Source organism: Citrobacter sp. CF971 (assembly GCF_006385635.1).
GTDB lineage: Bacteria > Pseudomonadota > Gammaproteobacteria > Enterobacterales > Enterobacteriaceae > Citrobacter > Citrobacter freundii.
Genome location: NZ_CP041047.1, coordinates 99,635 through 116,152, shown reverse-complemented (window position 1 = coordinate 116,152; position 16,518 = coordinate 99,635). Strand labels below are relative to the sequence as shown.

Sequence of the window (16,518 nt, the reverse complement as noted above, 5' to 3'; positions counted from 1 at the left end):
CACTATTCATGGGCATCAACGGAGAAAAGTTTTATGGATTCTGCGGTTCCTTCAAAGGCGTTGTCATAGCAACCCAGAATATTGATGTCGTAACCGGGCCCAGCTTCTCGGGTTAAAAGATGCTCCTTTGCGCTCCCTGGCAGTATTGCTATCAAGCGTCCTCCCGGTTTCAGGAATCTCATCGCATGTTGAAAATGTGCAATCCAGCGTGAGTCACTAAATGGAGGATTCATCAGAATTCTTTCAAACAAGCCGGTATTTTCAGGCTTGACCAATAGAAAATCATTAAGGGTGACGTTCCAGCGCAGGCCAGTAATTGCAACAGCTGCGGGGTGTATATCAAAACCAGTAACATCCACCCCCTCTGGTAACCCTTTCAGTAGCGCACCAAGACCGATATTCGGTTCCAGCAAACGCATACCTGAAGCCACCATACATTCATCAATTGCTCGTTTCTGGAGTTCTCCGACCGTTGCATAGAACTGGTGCGTATAGCGGTCAGGTATAGAACCATGTAATGCCAGAAGTTTGAATGCTTCAACGGGGCTAAAGTCAAAGTCATATACTTCTCTATATCTTCTGACAGCACCCAATGACTCCCATATGTTCACCAGTTCTTTTTTCTCACTAACAGACTGGTTGTCCCGCAGGATAAAAGTGTGCGGCCCCGGTGACAGGTGTTTGCCCGCGTTCAAATGGTCAGTGGCATATGATATTAAGGAGTTAACAGCAGAGAATGATATCAACTGCGACCGATATTCATTGGTTTTTACAGTTCTTGCGGAGTTATGGCCGGTGGTGTATCGGCGATCGAGAGGAATGCAGCCTGGCATTAAATGGGATAGTACCAGATTGAGATTGTCACAAGTTTCCTCCTCAATCAGGATATGCACATTGCCGTTAATAAACCCCTTCACTTTAAGACTATCGTTATCAATACTTACCCATTCGCCAGGGTTACTCATCATGTACTCTTTGACCGCAGCCGAATTCACATCCTCAGCACCGCTTCGTCCATACATCAGTCCAATAACCTTACGAAGGTCATTAAAATAGTTGAGATAGTCATAGGATCTGCGGTTATCTCTACTTGGTAAGCAGCTGGCTATGATGAGTTTGTTGCTGAAGCCCTGGGCACGGTTAGTCTTATGCAGAGCGGAGAGCTTTTCAAACACACCATGAACCATCTGGGCGAAGTAGTCTTTTTTCTCTTCATTCAATGCGAATGCGGTAGAAAAGATACTTTCTTCGTTGAAGGGTACAGGCTTAAGCTTCTCAAAATTTGATTCTGATGATTTTCGCCATGCCCTTAATCCTTCGTTCCAGTCATCGTATCTTTCGGTGGGCATAAATGGTTTTACGCCGGTCAGATCGAGCAGCTTTTGCCAGTACTTTTCATCGAGAGCACAGCGGGCCCGTTCTATACAGAACAAATTTTCTACAGCCAGCGTATATTTGATGGAATTGTCACAAGAATCACAGAACATGCGCCATGCTTCATCATGCCGGTTCCGCATCACTGCATCATACATGGCCTGCATGTGCTTCAGTGTTGTGTTGTATTCCACCAGCAGATCGCGCATGGCATTTAGTTTTTGAAAGCCGTCATGTTCAATGAGGCCACTTTGACTGTCTACGGGATTAGCATAAAGGCTGAGGACGTCTGATTCATTTTCATCGTTATTCGCTAATACAGCTGTCGGTAGGTTCATCAGATTTCTCCAAATAGAGAAATTATGAGACAGGTATGGCAGGTGACGAAGCAAATCGACGAACTACATAAGCCGGGATATTTGGGGATACCGTGAAGTACATAGCACGGCGGAAGTCCAAAAAAAGAGACCCCAGTAAGGGGTCTTAAATGAGGTATATATAACTATCAGATCACAGAGCCCGAAGCAGACTACTCAACGTCCTGAATTTCAGGAAGCTTCAACCCTTTTGGATAGAAGATTGTATGAACAGTCAGGTCAGCCAGGAACGTAGATTTGATAATTAATTTTATTATAGGGTTAATACTATCCCAAGAATCGGGCGAATTCCAGATAGTGGCATCACAGCTTTCAGGATACTGGTTAACTCCAGGAGCATGGCCAGCCGTGCAGCGCATTGGGTCGGTTGATTCATGCTCGCATTTAGGGCAAATATAGCGCCGCAGCTGGTGTTCACCTAGGTCTTGGTCAAAATCGTGAGGAGTTTCCCAGCAATGAACATCTTCAAGCTCAGGTAGCCTGGACGGAGTGTAAAAAGCCCACGGCACTTCCGTACCTCGCAGTACCTCAAGTGCGTGTATCACCCGCTCAGGCTCGATTTTAAGCACGTCACTGTATGCTTCTATTCGATCACGTAACAGGCTGGCCATTACAGAGATTGTATGGATATCGATACCGGCTGCTTGAGCGTCCCTTTCCAGCTGCTCAATAACGACATCAATACTTGCTGGTGGTGCAGACATAAATAACTGCGTTGCGGCTTCTTGTCGTGACATATACGAAGGTTCCTTCGGTTACCGGTGACAGTAACCGATATTTTCCCCTCGCTACAGCTGGTCACGAATTTTTTCAGCTTGTACATCGGATACCAGAACACAATCACCTGTTGCAGAATTACAAACGTAATATTTTCCGTCCTGATGCTGCTGTAATTTCAGTTTTGTACCCGTAAGTGACACTGTAACGCCACTTGCTTCAAACTGCCCTTTGTTGGTGATGAAAAAGTTGTTTTTTGCGAGGGTTCCGGCTTTCAAATCAACGCCTCTGATCACTTCACCCAGGTCCCATTCGTTCATTACTGAGCGTTGTTTATGGATCAAGGAGCCAAGACAGACAAACACCACGACACTGATTGCAGCAAGACCCATAAGGTTTTTAAACGAATGGTGGGCTTTCAGGTCAAGCGTCTTCGCTTCTACCAGCTGCTCGGACGTTAACTGGACAGCTCGATTGTTACGCGAAGGACGTTTACGTTGGTTAGCAGTCATGGTTCACCTCTGTTTGAAGGAGAGATAATTTTAAACCTGCCAGTATATAAGCGATCTGAATTGGGTGAAGCGAATCATCAATGCTCATGGCCAGTCTACCCTTCTGATTGGTATCTACGGCTTTGCTGCCTCGGTACTGGTATCCATATCTCTTCCTGGCAAGTTCCAGGCCAGCCAGCATGTACTGGACTTGCTGTAACGATAATGAATCAATTTGCAGAGACTTGAGCCTGTTTTTTTGCTGGCACAGACCAAATAACTCCCTCGACTCGAAATCGTCGGGGTAAGAGTGTAGTAACCCATCAACTGAGCAGGCATTCAACTTATCGAATTCACGTTCAATACCCTCGACCGAGAAATGTCGGTCTCGAACGGACTCGACTCTACATTTGCTGAGCTGGCCATCTGGTGTGGCTACAAATATAGTTGCGCCTTCGGTCAGGTCTCCAGTCCAGTTTGTATGATTAGTCATATACGCTCCGTAATGGGCCTACTAAACAATATTATCACGGCTGAATATTTGACGAAGCAGTGCGCGATACGCGCCATGATAATGTTAAATTAGTCGTTTATTTGATAGCACCATTTTTCTCTGAATACTGTTCAAACCAGAAAACAATGGGTTTCTCTACAATGCTTATCTGGCCGAATCTTTCTGCCGTTCTGAAATTCATACTACTCTTCCGTGCCCTTTCAACCTGTAAACTTATTTGTTTGCGGAACATTTCCAGTGAATATGTTGTTTTGAGCAGATTGCAGGGCGCACAGGCTGGGAAAAGATTTTCTAAGCAGTTGGCACTTTCATTAAACACTTCACCGGTAGCCTTAAGCTTAAATTTCCCTCTGGCCGCAGCTTGCATATCCTGTACGGATTTCCTTAGCACAGGTTCTACGTGATCAGCGTGCCAACCTTTTTCTTTCAGTACCTCGCCACAATATGCACATCGACCACCAAATTTAGCCCTCAGTACTATTCTTTGTTTTTTTGACAGAGACATAATAAATTCCTTGTGGAACTAAGAGAATCGGCCATCGTCTATTGATTCAGCGATGTTGACTGCCAGGGCGTTATCGTCCAAGCCTGACAACGTTTCATAGCGAAAGACAGGAATGTGAGTTCTTTTAAAAAGGGCAATAATGAACTCTCCTTCAGGCTGAGCGCTGATAGCATCTTCATTGATCATTGCTAGCACTAGTTCCCCGGTATGCGCATCGGAGAGAACAAAATCGAACACGAATTCATCTGCGTACTGTTGCGCCTGAAGTACGTCAACCGGGGCAACCGGTTCATCTTCGAGCTCCAGCTCTACTAAGTCCCGGGCAAGCACCTGGGGTGCGATAATGTACTGACCATTGAACACCGCACTCAAGCGCACATAAAGATCCATCAGGACTTTTGGCAATATCGAATTTTTTTTGATGAAGTACTCGCTCAACCCATCAAGTGCGGCGTTCTCGTCGGCATCGGCATTAATATCTGCCTGCTGATCATGCTCGTCCAAAGGTTGCTGAGTTTGTTGTTGTTCTCGTTTTGTTCGACTCGCGTAGATAAGTATGAAAGCTGCAAAGCACACAAATGTCAGAAATATTGCGAGAGCGATTATATATTTTAGAGTCATGGGTTCATTCCTATAGTCTGGAGATACTCAGGCTCCTTGAACTTCATATTTTCGGGTATATGCCGCATCACCTTTTTGATGTATGGTTGTTCAATTCTCTTAAGCGTATCTAATTGAGATTGATAATCCTTAGTTCTCAAATCATGCTCAGCACCCAGTTGTCCTAATAACGTCTGAAGTTTCTTTAAGGCTTTGCTGCACTGCACTTCGGCATTATCCAGCTTTTCAATATTTAACCAGGAGAGAATATCGATAACAGGATTTATAGTCAGATCGACAAACAGATCAAGCGTGTCATCTGGTAAATTTGAATCAATAGGTGATTGCCGGGCAGGCATTTCATCTGCTAATCGCTTAAGCGCACCCATAGCTCTCTTTAACGAACTACTCGCAGAGGATGTGTCTATTGCTGAAAGTATGGATATTGCTTTACTGGTAGTAACCATATCCAGAAATTCAGTTGTGGAAGCACTATTACATTCATCCTTTGCTGTTTTTAATAGTTCACGGGCATTTTCTGCAAGTTTGAGTCGTCTGCCTGACTCGTTATATTTTATCTGAGCTTCTTTCCAGCAGTTGACTAGATGCTGATAAATCTCACAATCTGGTGATTTCGAAATTTCTTCCAACGAGGACATAACTACGTATTGAAGAAAGATGCTCCTGCATTTTGGCAGCAGCAGGTTAAGATGCAATTCACATTCGTTCAGCTTTTTTCGCGCCGGTGTCTCTCTGAAGAGACCAATAAATAGCGCCCACAATGAAAACTGACGATCTCTTGTCTCTTTAACCAACTCTTTAACTGCCAGGGCTCGGGCAATGTTAGCATTTTCAACCTGGCGTGATAACTCTTGGAGTTCTGTAGCTGTAATCATCTCTCAGCCCTTTAATGGAAGGTTTTTTCTGGTTGTTTGGCTTCTGCCGCGACACCTTGTTGTTCGTCTGACGGCGTTGTGATGAGTCCTGGGCTTTCACCCCCGAGGGCTTTTATCATTGTGTCCAGAACCTCCATAACAACAGAGGTAAACAAAACGAAATCGGCATCAAATCTTTGGGCGTGATCTTCTGGCGAAATGTCATCGTTCTGTTCAATAAGTTCTTCCGTAAAGGTCAGTCGTGAAAAGATGAAATTGTCATTCAGGATGAAAAACATCTGGTTCATCCAGCCCAGTGCAACCTTTGTCACAAGCTTTCCGGCCTCGATGTGATGAGCGATCTCATCACATATCAAATCCTGGCGTTTTGTTGTAACGACCCCCCCGTTTTCGAGCACATCTTTGAGCGTGGCTTCGTCGCATAAAGCTAGGCCAGGCGGCAGACTTCCTGTTTTGACCCACTCTGTTAACGTCAGTTCTACCGGCGTTTCCAGCGTGAATGGGATAATTGGAAGTGAGCCAATAGTTTTACGTAGCAAAGCTGTTACATCATCTGCTTTTTTATGGCTGGTGGTCTCAACAAGCAGTAGACGTGATTTAGTATCCACCCAAATGTTTGTAGTGCTGTATTTGCTGAAAGCCTTTGGTATGAGCTCAGCGAGCACGGCATCGTTGACGGCCTGGATCTCCATTTTCTTTAGCCTGCGGTTTTGCTCTTTCTCCAGTTTCTGAACCCGGGTTCGCACAATTTCTTTGATGGTCGCGGGAGGAAGTATTTTCGATTCGTGCTTAACAGTCAGAAGAATGAGATTATTCGACTCATGCTTTAACAGCTCGACATCTTCACCCAATGGCGGGATCCATCCTGACCGTGCCATATCATTAGGCCCGCAGGGAGTGTATTTCAACTCACTTAACTGTTCATCCAGCTTGTCTAATTCCAGAGCTTTTTGGATGCGGTAGACTACAAGGCTTTTGGGTTTAAATTGGCTCATCGTGGCCCTCAGCTGTTGCTTGATTAATTTTAATAAGGTCAGAGACACGCTCGCGGATCACGACACACTCCCAGTAAGTTAGAGGCTTAGAGCTCAGCACTTGTTTAAACTGCGCCACGGCAATATCAGGTGCTGTCCGATATTGTTCGGCGATATCCTGACAAAATTTCTCAGTCTCTGGGTTATGCAGCTTTTCAGAACAATGGAAGCGTTTCATGCCGCAGCTCCCTTTTTCGAGTTATCCGCTAATTTGACCGCGAAGATTTCTGAAGCTTTTTTCCCATCCCCGCTGCCTTTAAATATGCTTCTCCGGGCAGTCACACCATGAATAGCGAAGGCTTGATAAAGCTCACGAATATCAGGCGCATCGTGGCATGATGCGATGACATGAACCCCGCGTTCAGGCAGCAACTGGAGCAGTTTGGTAAGCTCAATCTGCATAGCGGGTGTAAAACCGCTGGCATGGTAAGCCGTGAATCTGCCGGGATTAACATATGGTGGGTCGCAATACACCACATCACCCGGGCGGGCCATTGATAGCGTGGTCTGGAAGCTGGCGCAAAGTAAAGTTGCTGAGGACATTTTCTCAGCCATTGCGTATAACTCTGTCTCTGGGAGATAGGGGTTGGCGTAATAACCCCAGGGGACGTTAAAGATGCCTTTCCGGTTGTATCGGCATAGTCCGCGATGGCCAAACCTATTCAGATAGATAAACAGAGCAGCTTGAGTGTCACTTGCACTATCATGATTATTGAACTGGCTTCGCAGCTCATAATAGGCGTCCTCAGAACGCCCGAGACAGTAAAGGCGTTTAAGCTCAGAAAGTACCTTTTCAGGCGACTTAAAAATACTCTGGTATGTATCGATCAGGTCGCTATTAATATCGGCCAAAATGTATTCTGGGTAATTCGTATTCATCATTACAGCGCCTGAACCGCCAAAGGGCTCAATAAGCCGACCACCTTTCGGTAGTACATGCTTAAGACTTGCCATAATGTTGTGTTTGGCTCCTACCCACTTCAGAACGCTTTTCATTTCATTCTGGCTCCAGAATATTAGGACGCAGTGATCGCGACCAATGGGAGCGAGATGGCATATAGCCATCCCGTCAGGAAGCTTGTTTTAACGTTATCACGCCCATGAAATTGGCTATTTCGAAAAGGCCGACAAAACGAGAGCGTTTTGTCAGACACGGACAGGCATGATGATGTCGTAATTGTTTTTGTTTACTGAAATCAATATGCCGGTCGTTGTATCACGCAAAGCAATCTGTGCGGCTTCTCCTTCTTCCGAACACGCCCCCAGGCTTGCCAGTGATTCCAGGAGGTAATCGGCATTCATACCGATATCAACAATTGTTTCGGGCTCGCCTGCCTCTTTCGCAATGTCCATCACCTCTTTGCAACTGATTGCATTTGAGCCGGGCGACTTAAGCTGTAGGGCGTTGTCTTTGAATGACATCACACAAACACTGGTGTTGTTTGGCGAGCCCTCTTTAAGCAATGGGGTTGCGCGTTTTAGTGCGGTGGTGAGTTCAGAAGGATCAACCTTAAACAGTTCAGTATTTTTGGCTACCGTGCTGGCCACGCGCTTCCAGTCCGGGTAACGGCCATCGACAAGATTTGAAATGACTGTATGGCTTCCGAGCGTAAATGTCAGGTTACGGTTGCTGTAGTCAATTTTGAATTGACCCTGGCTACCGCTCAGGATTTTATGGAGCACGGGGAAAACCCCGTTGGGTAAAATCACACCTGCATTCGTGTTACTGATAGAGGTAGGAGCTGTCGGAGATTGAATCTCATCGCCCACGTCATCGCTGAAGTCGATATCATGAGAACTGACGGCCATACGATGTCCATCAGTGGCTACAGCAATAAATTGGCCATTATCGATACCGAGGTAGACCCCATTCATATAAAAGCGGACATCGTTCTGAGCCGCAGCGTGGCTGACACGCTTGATAATCTGACTCAGCATCTGCGTTGGAAAGTAAACGCTGTAATTATGTTCCAGCGTCTCAGCCTGAATTTCGGGTATATGGTCTAAGCAAACCGGGATGTTATAGGAGTTTTTGTCGGTGCGAATGACAAGATGGTTTTTTGCCGCATGGAAGCGGACGTTAATTTCATCTTCGCCGCGCATGTTGCGGATTAAAGAAAAGAGTTGTGTTGCAGGTACTGATACGTCCATATCACCATTGCCCCCCGATACCGTCCCTTTACTGGTAATTTGGGCAGAGTTTAAGTCAATGCCAAGGGCAGAAAGACAATCCCCACGTAACCGCAGCGTGATCATCTCCAGTACTTTCATTGCAGGAGACCGGCGAATAACCATACACGGCATTTCGATAATTTTGAGAAGTGCTTCAGCAGAAATATCAAACCCTGGAAGCTCTTTAAATGATAAGCGTCTTGCCTTTGGTTGAACTGCGTCTATTGTAGATGCGTCTGTCATTTTACTGTCTCCCATAATTATCCGTGTTAAATTAATCGTACCCCCGGTCAATCAAGTGACGAATAGCAAATTATGAAAAAATGAAGTTTATTTGTGGTGACGGCGATAACCTAATTCAAACGCGAACTGCCATTGGTATTCATTTAAAGCACATCCAAGAGATGTGATGGCCTCAACAATTTCCTTTATAATGAGGTTGCCTGAATTCAATCTGTACTCGTAGTACCAACCTATATCAAATGCGATAAGCTGGAGGCGGAAAAGATGGATCTGAGGAACGTAACCAGTAACGCCGCTAAGCGCTTTTATATAAATGAGTTCCCCTTCCATTTCTGATAGAAAAACCATGTCAAGAATATTGGACGCGAAATTCGTCATGGTGAACATAAATTGAGCCTCTTTATTGAGCCTCGCGTAACACATCGGATGCCTTAAAGTAGCCGAGTCGGTGCATCATTTTATTGATCTGACCTACTTTGCCATCAGACCCTTCATACTTACTCAACCGGTGAAGTAAGATACGCATGGACATCAACACACTGTCTGATGCGTTATCACCACGGGTAAGTAGTTTATCAGTACTATCTGAGTATGACCCCGTAAGTGCCGCGCTCACCAAATCACCGGCAATAGCATCCGGGTGGCACAATGCCATCAAACCGATAATCAATGCCTGCCGATTAAGTTCCGTTTCTGTCAGGCCTGTTTTTGAAGTGAGTTCTGCTAGTAAATTATCAGTGCTCATTATCATGCTCCTTTTGCTTATGTTCTCCCGGTTGAATGGCGGAAGAGTCTTTACTACTGCGTGAAAATACATCCGCGACCAGAAATTTAGCTTTCTCTGAAGGACTCATAAATTTCCAGAGTTCATCAGGATATTCATCGTCATGCTTTTCAGATTTTTTCAATCGGGAGATTCCTTTTAATTTTGCAGCCATGCGGCTCCGTCCATACGGACGGATTGGCATTGTAAAATTTTGCTGCGAACTATCAATCAGACCAGTAAAGTGACGACCCATATAAATACCTCTAAGTGCAGTAGTTATTTTTTCCCGATTCAAAGCTCCGCCTTTAACGTCATACTACGGGATAGCATTACTGCAACGAAATATTCAGGGATTGTTTACGGCGTTTTGAAGGTGTTATCCATTACCGTTTTACTTCTCGCTACCCAGTCGTTTGCATCACTGCAATTGATGTTTGACGCTACGACCTGACGGGCGGATGTATAGATTGGACTTGCATAACCACCATTCCCGGCAACTACCAGACGGATACTGTTGAGATATGCGTAAACAGGATCCTGTAGGATTGTAGAATCGATGGATGCCTGCTGTTTACAGCTATCGCTACGCATCTTTACTACATCAGTTGCGACCATGACGCATTCAGGACATTCATTTTTAAGCTGAATGAACTGAGTTGGTGTCTGCCCCGCTGCCGGACTTCCATCTGCTCTAAGAGGAATATTGGCTTCAGCAATATTGATGCAGAAAGTCGATCCCGCAATTAGCGCCAGCAATAATTTCGTTTTCATATAACCTCGCCTTATTTAATTCAGATTTATCGAACTGAGCTTACTGCTTTAAGTGGTGAGTAAGAAAAAAAAAGGGTGACAAAACGGGGGGTGTTTTTTAACCTTAATCATATCCCATATGATTAGGTTGATTATGAACAATGCCAATATGCAGGGAGATGGTACTGAACATCGCCTGGAGCGCTTTTCCCGTATTCAGAAGGATGCGTTGGTACTTCTTCTTTTGTGCAAAGAAAAAGGCACTGCGATAGTGCCATTCACCAGGTTGCTGGGGTTTATTAACTCTGTTCCAGACAGCCAGGATGTAGCTGAGCCCAACCTACGTAAGTCACTCAAAACATTGCAGCAAAATGGCTATGTATGGAAGTACCGGAACAAAAACGATCTTACAGTTTCATTTGAGTTAACTTCATCAGGAGAACTCCAGGCAACTTCATTTCGGGTGCGAAGATTAGAGGCATGGGGCCAGGCAGACGAGTAAAACTCGTCTGCTGGTGGTTACACAGAAAGATACTTTTTACTGATAGTTAAAGCGCTGCGTCGTTTTAATGCAAATGGACGATTATCAGAAAGTCTGGAAGCATTACCGGCGCGAATGAATATGCGTTTCATCCTGCGGTCAAAATGTTCTTCTGACCAGCCGAAGGGATACGTACCCTTAATACCATCTATTGGCCCGGCAAGAATGCGAGCGGTTTCGCTACGAAGAGTACTTCCCCTTAAACCAAATGAGCTAAGTTTATTTCTTATCAGACTTACAGAAAATTTCCTGGGTTTTAAAACACCCTTAATACAGTACAGATGTTTACTCATAGCATTACCCTTTTATTATGGGAACGATTAGCTGCGCTGCATAAAGTCGATGGATTGGCGTTTGTTTTCTTCGATTATCTTCATTGCCTCTTCAAGCCATCCAGCATCTTCACCCCGGCTGGTTAGCTCTTTGTGCTTTAGTTTGAGTGCAAATACTGCGTCATCAGCACCGGCAGTAAACAATTCTTGTCTGACTTGTTGTGTGCTGGTTGTACCATTTATAACACCAACCATATAATTCACGATATCAATAACTTGGGGGAGTAAATCTGGATCCTCATGATTAATCTCCTCGATACTGACAAACGGCAGTAACCGGTCAATCAGCATATGGGCTAGGTTGGTGATATTCAGCAGGAATAGGTTATCGTTCTCGGTGTCGCTTTTGCTTTTTACTTCTGATGCGGTAAACGACTGAACCCGGCGATTGTATTCGCACTGCCACTCCTTACAGGCACTGATCATCCAGTTCTGTATCTCTTCATCAGAAGCGTTGGATGATGGAATGTCCATCGCAGCAGGGAGAACTTGATCCCACGGGTAAACATGAGAATCAATCATCACGCCTTCCGCGTTACGCATTAACTCAGATAAAGCCACTATGATGCGGCGCATCAGATGGTTTTCAGTGAGGAGAGTAAACTCTTGTTTCGATGCACCAACGAGCTCGACGTTGAGTCCTGTCAGCGAGTCGTTAGTGTTTGGCATAGTAACAGGCCTCCTGCCCTAAAAGATGATTATGAACCAGTCCGTGGTCGCAGGGTTTAGTAGTGCCAGTCAGCGTATCCGATTTTACGCTTTCGTCTTGATCACCAGTGTTCACTGAGGGTAGTAAAGTTTTGACGACGTTTTTCATAAAGACCTTATACTGTCATGACAGTCGTATGTAATTTTAGATAAGTTCTATAAGACATCTCAAAAAATAATGGTAATCCGCGAGCAGATTACCATTCAGGCATTCATCAATCATAATATGCTACGGTTATTATTTTATAATACCGCACTGCTTTGCTATCTCGATAACATCGCCATTTTTTATGATGATACCCAGAGTTTGCGCATCCTCAATGTGTCTAGTGGCGCATCCACCGACAGCTTTAACCTGCTCGATGAGACGGTCTGAGGCAGCAGCAGTATACGCCAGTGTACTGTCTGGAGTGTTGAGACTGAACAGATAAAAGCCTGAGACAATTCCCAAAATTACCAGTAGTCCACTTCTGAGTATCGCCGAAAAAAGGGCCGCAACGCAAATTGCACCACCGGCATAAATAGCAGCCTGGCCATATGACATAGACCCATTTTCCAGTATCGTCTGGAGTGCGTTATTGAATTCATTCACGGCAATAATTCCCCATTAGTTATGATACAAATTAAAACAGATATGCTGCTAATCATTAAAAGGCTATCTCAGTTCCATAAGCACCAGTGCTTCCTGGAACTTCATCCTGATTTCCCAAATAATAATTTTCCATTGTTGGGGGCGAGTTGCGTGGTGTTGCTGGCCTCGCGTTCGTGTTTTGTGGCCTGCGGCTATAACTGGTATTCTGCCGGTGATCCTGCCCACGGTTCTGCTGGAGGTGACGACTCACCAGTTTATTACCGCCTACATTGACTTTGCGAAGAACATGCCCCTTCACGGGGTTGACAAGTACGTCCATAAAGAAGCGTTCTTTACCATCCTCCTTGATTAGGCGGGTACGCAATTGGGCCTCCAGGTACACTCCTGTCCCGACATGAAGATGATTGCGGGCCACATCAGCAAATTGACCAAGCAAAATGATCTGATAGTGTTCTTCCGTAATTTTCTCCAGACCAGATTTATCCTCCATTGAGGACTCAGATGTTGTTACATAAATCTTTGCGTAGATGCCGTGGGTAGGGTGTTGTCGGATTTCAGGCTCACGGCCTACAGTACCTTCGATAATTACTTTGCTATAGCCACGATTAGTCATACACCCTCCCCAGCTCTGTATCGGATGACATTATTATCAGCCTGTCCGGTCTGGTGACGAATGGTAATTCGTTAAATAATTGCACTGCACATCCATAAAAATAGTCAGGATATTAAGTTTGTGGTGAGAAGGACGGCACATCAGACAAAAAAAATCCCGGCCAGGCCGGGAAAGGTGATCTTTATGCCAGCGTACTCGCCAGCGTTCTCTTTGTTATGTCCCCATACTAAACATGTATGGCCCAGAGTGAAACAATTTTTGAAACCTGCAATGAAAATACATTGTGTTTCCATTTTGTTTACCTGAAAAGAGACGAAATGTATTATTGCTTGAGATGCCTTTTTGCCATACGTTTTAGGGTTTGGAGTATTGTTTGGTAAGCAGCGAGTTCATTTTTGTACTCAGCAATCTCCGTCTCATTCTTAACATAGTCGTTTTCAAGCTTAGCTATAGTATCAGTGTATTCTTGCATACTCTGTTCAACTTTTTTTGTTGCTGTACGAAACGCAGCGCTTTTAGTCGTTCTGATACCAACGGGGAATGTTTTCCCGATTTCCACGTCATGTTTATAGAAACTGCTGATGCTTGTATTCCAGACGCTTGGCTTTTTGTCGCTAGGCCGAATTTTGATAAATGTGATTCCAGGGATTTTATCCACAAGAAAAACAGTTTTTTCACTGCCTTCTGCCGCATTCTTTTTCATTCGAATTGTTTTTACGCCAACTTCTATTAATTCGACGCTGGTTTTTATTTTCGACGGGTTGTCTACGTCCATATCAATAAATACCCGCCAGCATGACTGGCCCTCTTTTATCGATGAAGGACACGCTTGTGGAAAATGGTCTTTGTACATGGTAAACCCCAACAACCTGAAATATGTAGGATAAAGATTAAGGGCATTTATGCTGCTTACGAAATTCGGGGCGACTCACTAATCACAGGGTGCGCTGGATTGACTCTGCGGCCTGTTGCCTTAGTGCGTTGCTGATACCAATTGCTTCAGCGAGATAAGCAAGATTATCCACCAGCACACATCGTGTCCCGGAACTGAGATCTCCAGTTACTCCCCAGCGGAGCATTTCACCAGGAGCCGGTTCATAATTATCCAGTTCACACTCAGGAAGGTCTACTGGCTCTCCCAGATAATCAATTAAGACCGGCCTGATATCGCTATATTCGGCATCAATACCAAGTGGCAGATCTTTCCTGACATATTGCCTCAGAACAAATAAATCCCTTTCGCTACATTGAGGGAAAATTCCAACCGGCAAGTTTGTGATAAGAATAGCTGCACCTTTTGAATCGCCAATTTCCTGAACGAGTTTTGCGGCGCACCAGACCGCCCCCTTCAGGAACTCCAGATTTTCATGCGATTGCTGTAATGACATATGACCTCTTTCTTATTGTCTGGCCCGCTTAAATCCATCGTTGCCATATGATTTAAAATACTCAGTAAACCCCTTATCGCTTTCACGAGTGTCGGCTGCGGCTTTTGAATTTGCCTCTTGCATGTCTCTTTCGCCTTTTTCCTGGCTGAGTTTCATGAAAGTCTTAATGTTATCGTCATTAGGGTCAGCCAGTACTTTCTGATAAGCCTTCTGGTAGCGCTCATCCAGGCTTAACCCTATTCCGAGACTCTGGCATCCGCTAATGCCGGTTATGAAAGCAATGATCAGAAACTTTCGTAGGTACGCACATTTCATCATTACTCCTACCGGGATGACCCGAGCATTTTGTTCCAGGCCGTAATCAGTGACTGAATCCCAGAAGTGGGCACAGGAGCAACCCATTTACAGCAGCTGAACCACAGGCGGTTAAACCGGTGAGGCATTTTCGTGATGTAGTTTTCCTTATACTCAAAGTTGTATTTATCACCAACGATGCGCGGAACTTCTTTGCAGAACGGACAGCGTTGAGCACCCGCGCTCATTTCAGGAACGATGATGAACTCGGTTTCCCCCAGCGTATCTGGATCCCACGGTTCGCGTTCACGCCAGCATGTGCCTTCTGGGAGCACGATATTCTCGTCGCATACGATGTATTCAAAGGTGGGAAATAACAGTTGATGAACACCGTGTTTACGCCAGCGCACTAACGCCAGAAACTCAATATGTTCTGAGCTATCGGCTTCCCGGGGAACAATAAAACGGTATACACCTGCTTTAGTCGGTAACCCTTCGCCCCGGATGCCAACTGGAGTCCAGCTTGGTTCTGTTGAGATACGGCGTAGTGCAGTCATAGTTACTCCCATTAAATTTTCTTCGTTCAATTTCCAGAATGAATCGATCTTTAAATCACTCTAACGGTAACTATTCCGATTACGAAATTCCGTTACCTTTAGGAATGATCGTGTTAACAGCCAGCATTGCATTTTTGAAGAAGTGTGCATTGCTACTTCTTAACTTAACAGAAGCATTAGAACTGACCGGGCTCAATGCCAGTAATGCGGTGCTGCGTCCCAGCCAGCGATAATATGAGAATAAACCCCACGAATTCAGGAATTCTCGTTTCATAATTGACATCAATTCAGATCTATCAGTCTGGTTAACTTTTGGGAACGTAATGAAAACTGCGCTATCCGGGTTCCGGGACAACCAACTGAAAACCTCTTCATTGGTGTAATAATACTTACCTTGCGTAAACACTCGCCCATTAAATCCTAATCGCACGACTGAGGACGGTATAATGTTATGGCAATAATCGAGCATGGGATATCCCATTTTCATCTGAGCGATATCAATGCGATTATCGCTCGGAATGCTTGCAGGTGCATTTGCATTTTTGAAACCGCGAGTACTGATCGAGTAATGACCGTCATCTGCATTCTGATAAACCCAGAATGGCTTGCAATACTCTTCTGAGTCTATAGCGGCTGTAAGATACGCTTCATCATAACTTTCAAATAACTTTTTTACTTTAGTCTGGTGGTCTGCAATATTTCTGGATTGAAGGTCTGGCCTGATTTTTAAAGGAATAGAATACACCGGTTCAAATGCCTTGACCGTATGGCCAGAACTCGTATGGTTTAGCAAATACCCAACCCACTCACGTTGAATTCCTTTTCCTATATACTCGCCGCTGTTCGCCCCTGCGTTGGTATCAAAACGCACGATAGATGTTCCACGCGCAGAAAGCATATTTTCAAATTCAGCACGGATAATGTTGGTATTTTTGCTAGTTAACGAATTCTGGAGATCATGCATATGTAGCCACCATTCATGTTTCAGCTTCGACTCTCACTATAATCACATGTTGAAATTTATTGTTACAGTGAGAATGAGGACGTTTTGCAC

25 protein-coding genes are annotated in these 16,518 nt (G+C 44.8%); 1 reads left to right on the top strand and 24 read right to left on the bottom strand.

From position 1 onward, the window contains the following. Positions 1 to 2: 2 nt before the first annotated feature. The 15 genes from E6P06_RS00800 to E6P06_RS00730 form a co-directional block, all read right to left on the bottom strand. Positions 3 to 1,712, bottom strand: coding sequence for a DUF4942 domain-containing protein (locus E6P06_RS00800; protein ID WP_007372173.1), 1,710 nt, complete (start codon positions 1,710 to 1,712; stop codon positions 3 to 5). A gap of 191 nt (positions 1,713 to 1,903) precedes the next feature. Further along, on the bottom strand, positions 1,904 to 2,488 hold the full coding sequence (locus tag E6P06_RS00795; protein ID WP_032951326.1) for a hypothetical protein: 585 nt from the start codon (positions 2,486 to 2,488) through the stop codon (positions 1,904 to 1,906). Between the two features lie 51 nt (positions 2,489 to 2,539). Beyond that, the gene (locus tag E6P06_RS00790; RefSeq protein ID WP_223226831.1) at positions 2,540 to 2,980 is read right to left on the bottom strand and encodes a hypothetical protein; all 441 of its coding nucleotides are present in this window, start codon (positions 2,978 to 2,980) and stop codon (positions 2,540 to 2,542) included. After that, the gene (locus tag E6P06_RS00785; RefSeq protein WP_032951323.1) at positions 2,970 to 3,452 is read right to left on the bottom strand and encodes a hypothetical protein; all 483 of its coding nucleotides are present in this window, start codon (positions 3,450 to 3,452) and stop codon (positions 2,970 to 2,972) included. Before E6P06_RS00785 ends, E6P06_RS00790 begins: the two co-directional genes overlap by 11 nt. Before the next feature lie 97 nt (positions 3,453 to 3,549). Beyond that, positions 3,550 to 3,978, bottom strand: coding sequence for an HNH endonuclease (locus tag E6P06_RS00780; RefSeq protein ID WP_032951321.1), 429 nt, complete (start codon positions 3,976 to 3,978; stop codon positions 3,550 to 3,552). Between the two features lie 18 nt (positions 3,979 to 3,996). Continuing rightward, complete coding sequence (locus E6P06_RS00775; RefSeq protein ID WP_223226832.1) at positions 3,997 to 4,599, bottom strand: hypothetical protein; 603 nt, start codon at positions 4,597 to 4,599, stop codon at positions 3,997 to 3,999. After that, a complete protein-coding gene (locus E6P06_RS00770) occupies positions 4,596 to 5,474 on the bottom strand; it encodes a hypothetical protein (RefSeq protein WP_009654998.1) in 879 nt (292 codons plus the stop codon). The genes E6P06_RS00775 and E6P06_RS00770 overlap by 4 nt, the downstream gene beginning before the upstream one ends. An 11-nt stretch (positions 5,475 to 5,485) precedes the next feature. After that, positions 5,486 to 6,469, bottom strand: a complete 984-nt coding sequence (rdgC, locus tag E6P06_RS00765; protein ID WP_007372167.1) for a recombination-associated protein RdgC — start codon at positions 6,467 to 6,469, stop codon at positions 5,486 to 5,488. Further along, positions 6,456 to 6,686 carry a hypothetical protein gene (locus E6P06_RS00760; RefSeq protein WP_007372166.1) on the bottom strand — a complete coding sequence of 77 codons (231 nt, stop codon included), beginning with the start codon at positions 6,684 to 6,686 and terminating at the stop codon, positions 6,456 to 6,458. The genes rdgC and E6P06_RS00760 overlap by 14 nt, the downstream gene beginning before the upstream one ends. Continuing rightward, entirely contained in the window at positions 6,683 to 7,504 is an 822-nt protein-coding gene (locus E6P06_RS00755) for a Dam family site-specific DNA-(adenine-N6)-methyltransferase (RefSeq protein WP_007372165.1), read from the bottom strand. Before E6P06_RS00755 ends, E6P06_RS00760 begins: the two co-directional genes overlap by 4 nt. A gap of 150 nt (positions 7,505 to 7,654) precedes the next feature. After that, on the bottom strand, positions 7,655 to 8,923 hold the full coding sequence (dnaN, locus tag E6P06_RS00750; RefSeq protein ID WP_223307982.1) for a DNA polymerase III subunit beta: 1,269 nt from the start codon (positions 8,921 to 8,923) through the stop codon (positions 7,655 to 7,657). Positions 8,924 to 9,010: 87 nt separating this feature from the next. Then, complete coding sequence (locus tag E6P06_RS00745) at positions 9,011 to 9,310, bottom strand: hypothetical protein (protein WP_009653866.1); 300 nt, start codon at positions 9,308 to 9,310, stop codon at positions 9,011 to 9,013. A gap of 13 nt (positions 9,311 to 9,323) precedes the next feature. Continuing rightward, a complete protein-coding gene (locus E6P06_RS00740; protein WP_032951317.1) occupies positions 9,324 to 9,668 on the bottom strand; it encodes a hypothetical protein in 345 nt (114 codons plus the stop codon). Beyond that, the gene (locus E6P06_RS27805) at positions 9,658 to 9,984 is read right to left on the bottom strand and encodes a hypothetical protein (RefSeq protein WP_223227020.1); all 327 of its coding nucleotides are present in this window, start codon (positions 9,982 to 9,984) and stop codon (positions 9,658 to 9,660) included. Before E6P06_RS27805 ends, E6P06_RS00740 begins: the two co-directional genes overlap by 11 nt. A gap of 62 nt (positions 9,985 to 10,046) precedes the next feature. Beyond that, entirely contained in the window at positions 10,047 to 10,460 is a 414-nt protein-coding gene (locus E6P06_RS00730) for a hypothetical protein (RefSeq protein ID WP_007372162.1), read from the bottom strand. Between the two features lie 133 nt (positions 10,461 to 10,593). Between E6P06_RS00730 and E6P06_RS00725 the strand changes: the two genes are divergently transcribed. Then, entirely contained in the window at positions 10,594 to 10,941 is a 348-nt protein-coding gene (locus E6P06_RS00725) for a hypothetical protein (protein ID WP_127649446.1), read from the top strand. Positions 10,942 to 10,958: 17 nt separating this feature from the next. Here E6P06_RS00725 and E6P06_RS00720 read toward each other — a convergent pair whose 3' ends face one another. From E6P06_RS00720 to E6P06_RS00680, 9 genes are all read right to left on the bottom strand, one after another. Further along, positions 10,959 to 11,273, bottom strand: coding sequence for a hypothetical protein (locus E6P06_RS00720; RefSeq protein WP_127649449.1), 315 nt, complete (start codon positions 11,271 to 11,273; stop codon positions 10,959 to 10,961). Positions 11,274 to 11,300: 27 nt separating this feature from the next. Next, on the bottom strand, positions 11,301 to 11,981 hold the full coding sequence (locus E6P06_RS00715; protein WP_007372161.1) for a hypothetical protein: 681 nt from the start codon (positions 11,979 to 11,981) through the stop codon (positions 11,301 to 11,303). A gap of 277 nt (positions 11,982 to 12,258) precedes the next feature. Next, positions 12,259 to 12,612 carry a hypothetical protein gene (locus E6P06_RS27525; protein ID WP_154050669.1) on the bottom strand — a complete coding sequence of 118 codons (354 nt, stop codon included), beginning with the start codon at positions 12,610 to 12,612 and terminating at the stop codon, positions 12,259 to 12,261. A gap of 55 nt (positions 12,613 to 12,667) precedes the next feature. Further along, entirely contained in the window at positions 12,668 to 13,225 is a 558-nt protein-coding gene (gene ssb / locus E6P06_RS00705; protein WP_008786804.1) for a single-stranded DNA-binding protein, read from the bottom strand. Positions 13,226 to 13,547: 322 nt separating this feature from the next. Next, complete coding sequence (locus E6P06_RS00700; protein WP_007372158.1) at positions 13,548 to 14,078, bottom strand: hypothetical protein; 531 nt, start codon at positions 14,076 to 14,078, stop codon at positions 13,548 to 13,550. 82 nt (positions 14,079 to 14,160) lie between these two features. Next, a complete protein-coding gene (locus E6P06_RS00695) occupies positions 14,161 to 14,613 on the bottom strand; it encodes a hypothetical protein (RefSeq protein ID WP_007372157.1) in 453 nt (150 codons plus the stop codon). Positions 14,614 to 14,625: 12 nt separating this feature from the next. Continuing rightward, positions 14,626 to 14,931, bottom strand: a complete 306-nt coding sequence (locus E6P06_RS00690) for a hypothetical protein (protein WP_032941601.1) — start codon at positions 14,929 to 14,931, stop codon at positions 14,626 to 14,628. Positions 14,932 to 14,936: 5 nt separating this feature from the next. Next, positions 14,937 to 15,464 carry a hypothetical protein gene (locus E6P06_RS00685; protein ID WP_007372155.1) on the bottom strand — a complete coding sequence of 176 codons (528 nt, stop codon included), beginning with the start codon at positions 15,462 to 15,464 and terminating at the stop codon, positions 14,937 to 14,939. Between the two features lie 79 nt (positions 15,465 to 15,543). Then, positions 15,544 to 16,428, bottom strand: coding sequence for a hypothetical protein (locus E6P06_RS00680; protein WP_007372154.1), 885 nt, complete (start codon positions 16,426 to 16,428; stop codon positions 15,544 to 15,546). Between the last annotated feature and the right edge of the window lie 90 nt (positions 16,429 to 16,518).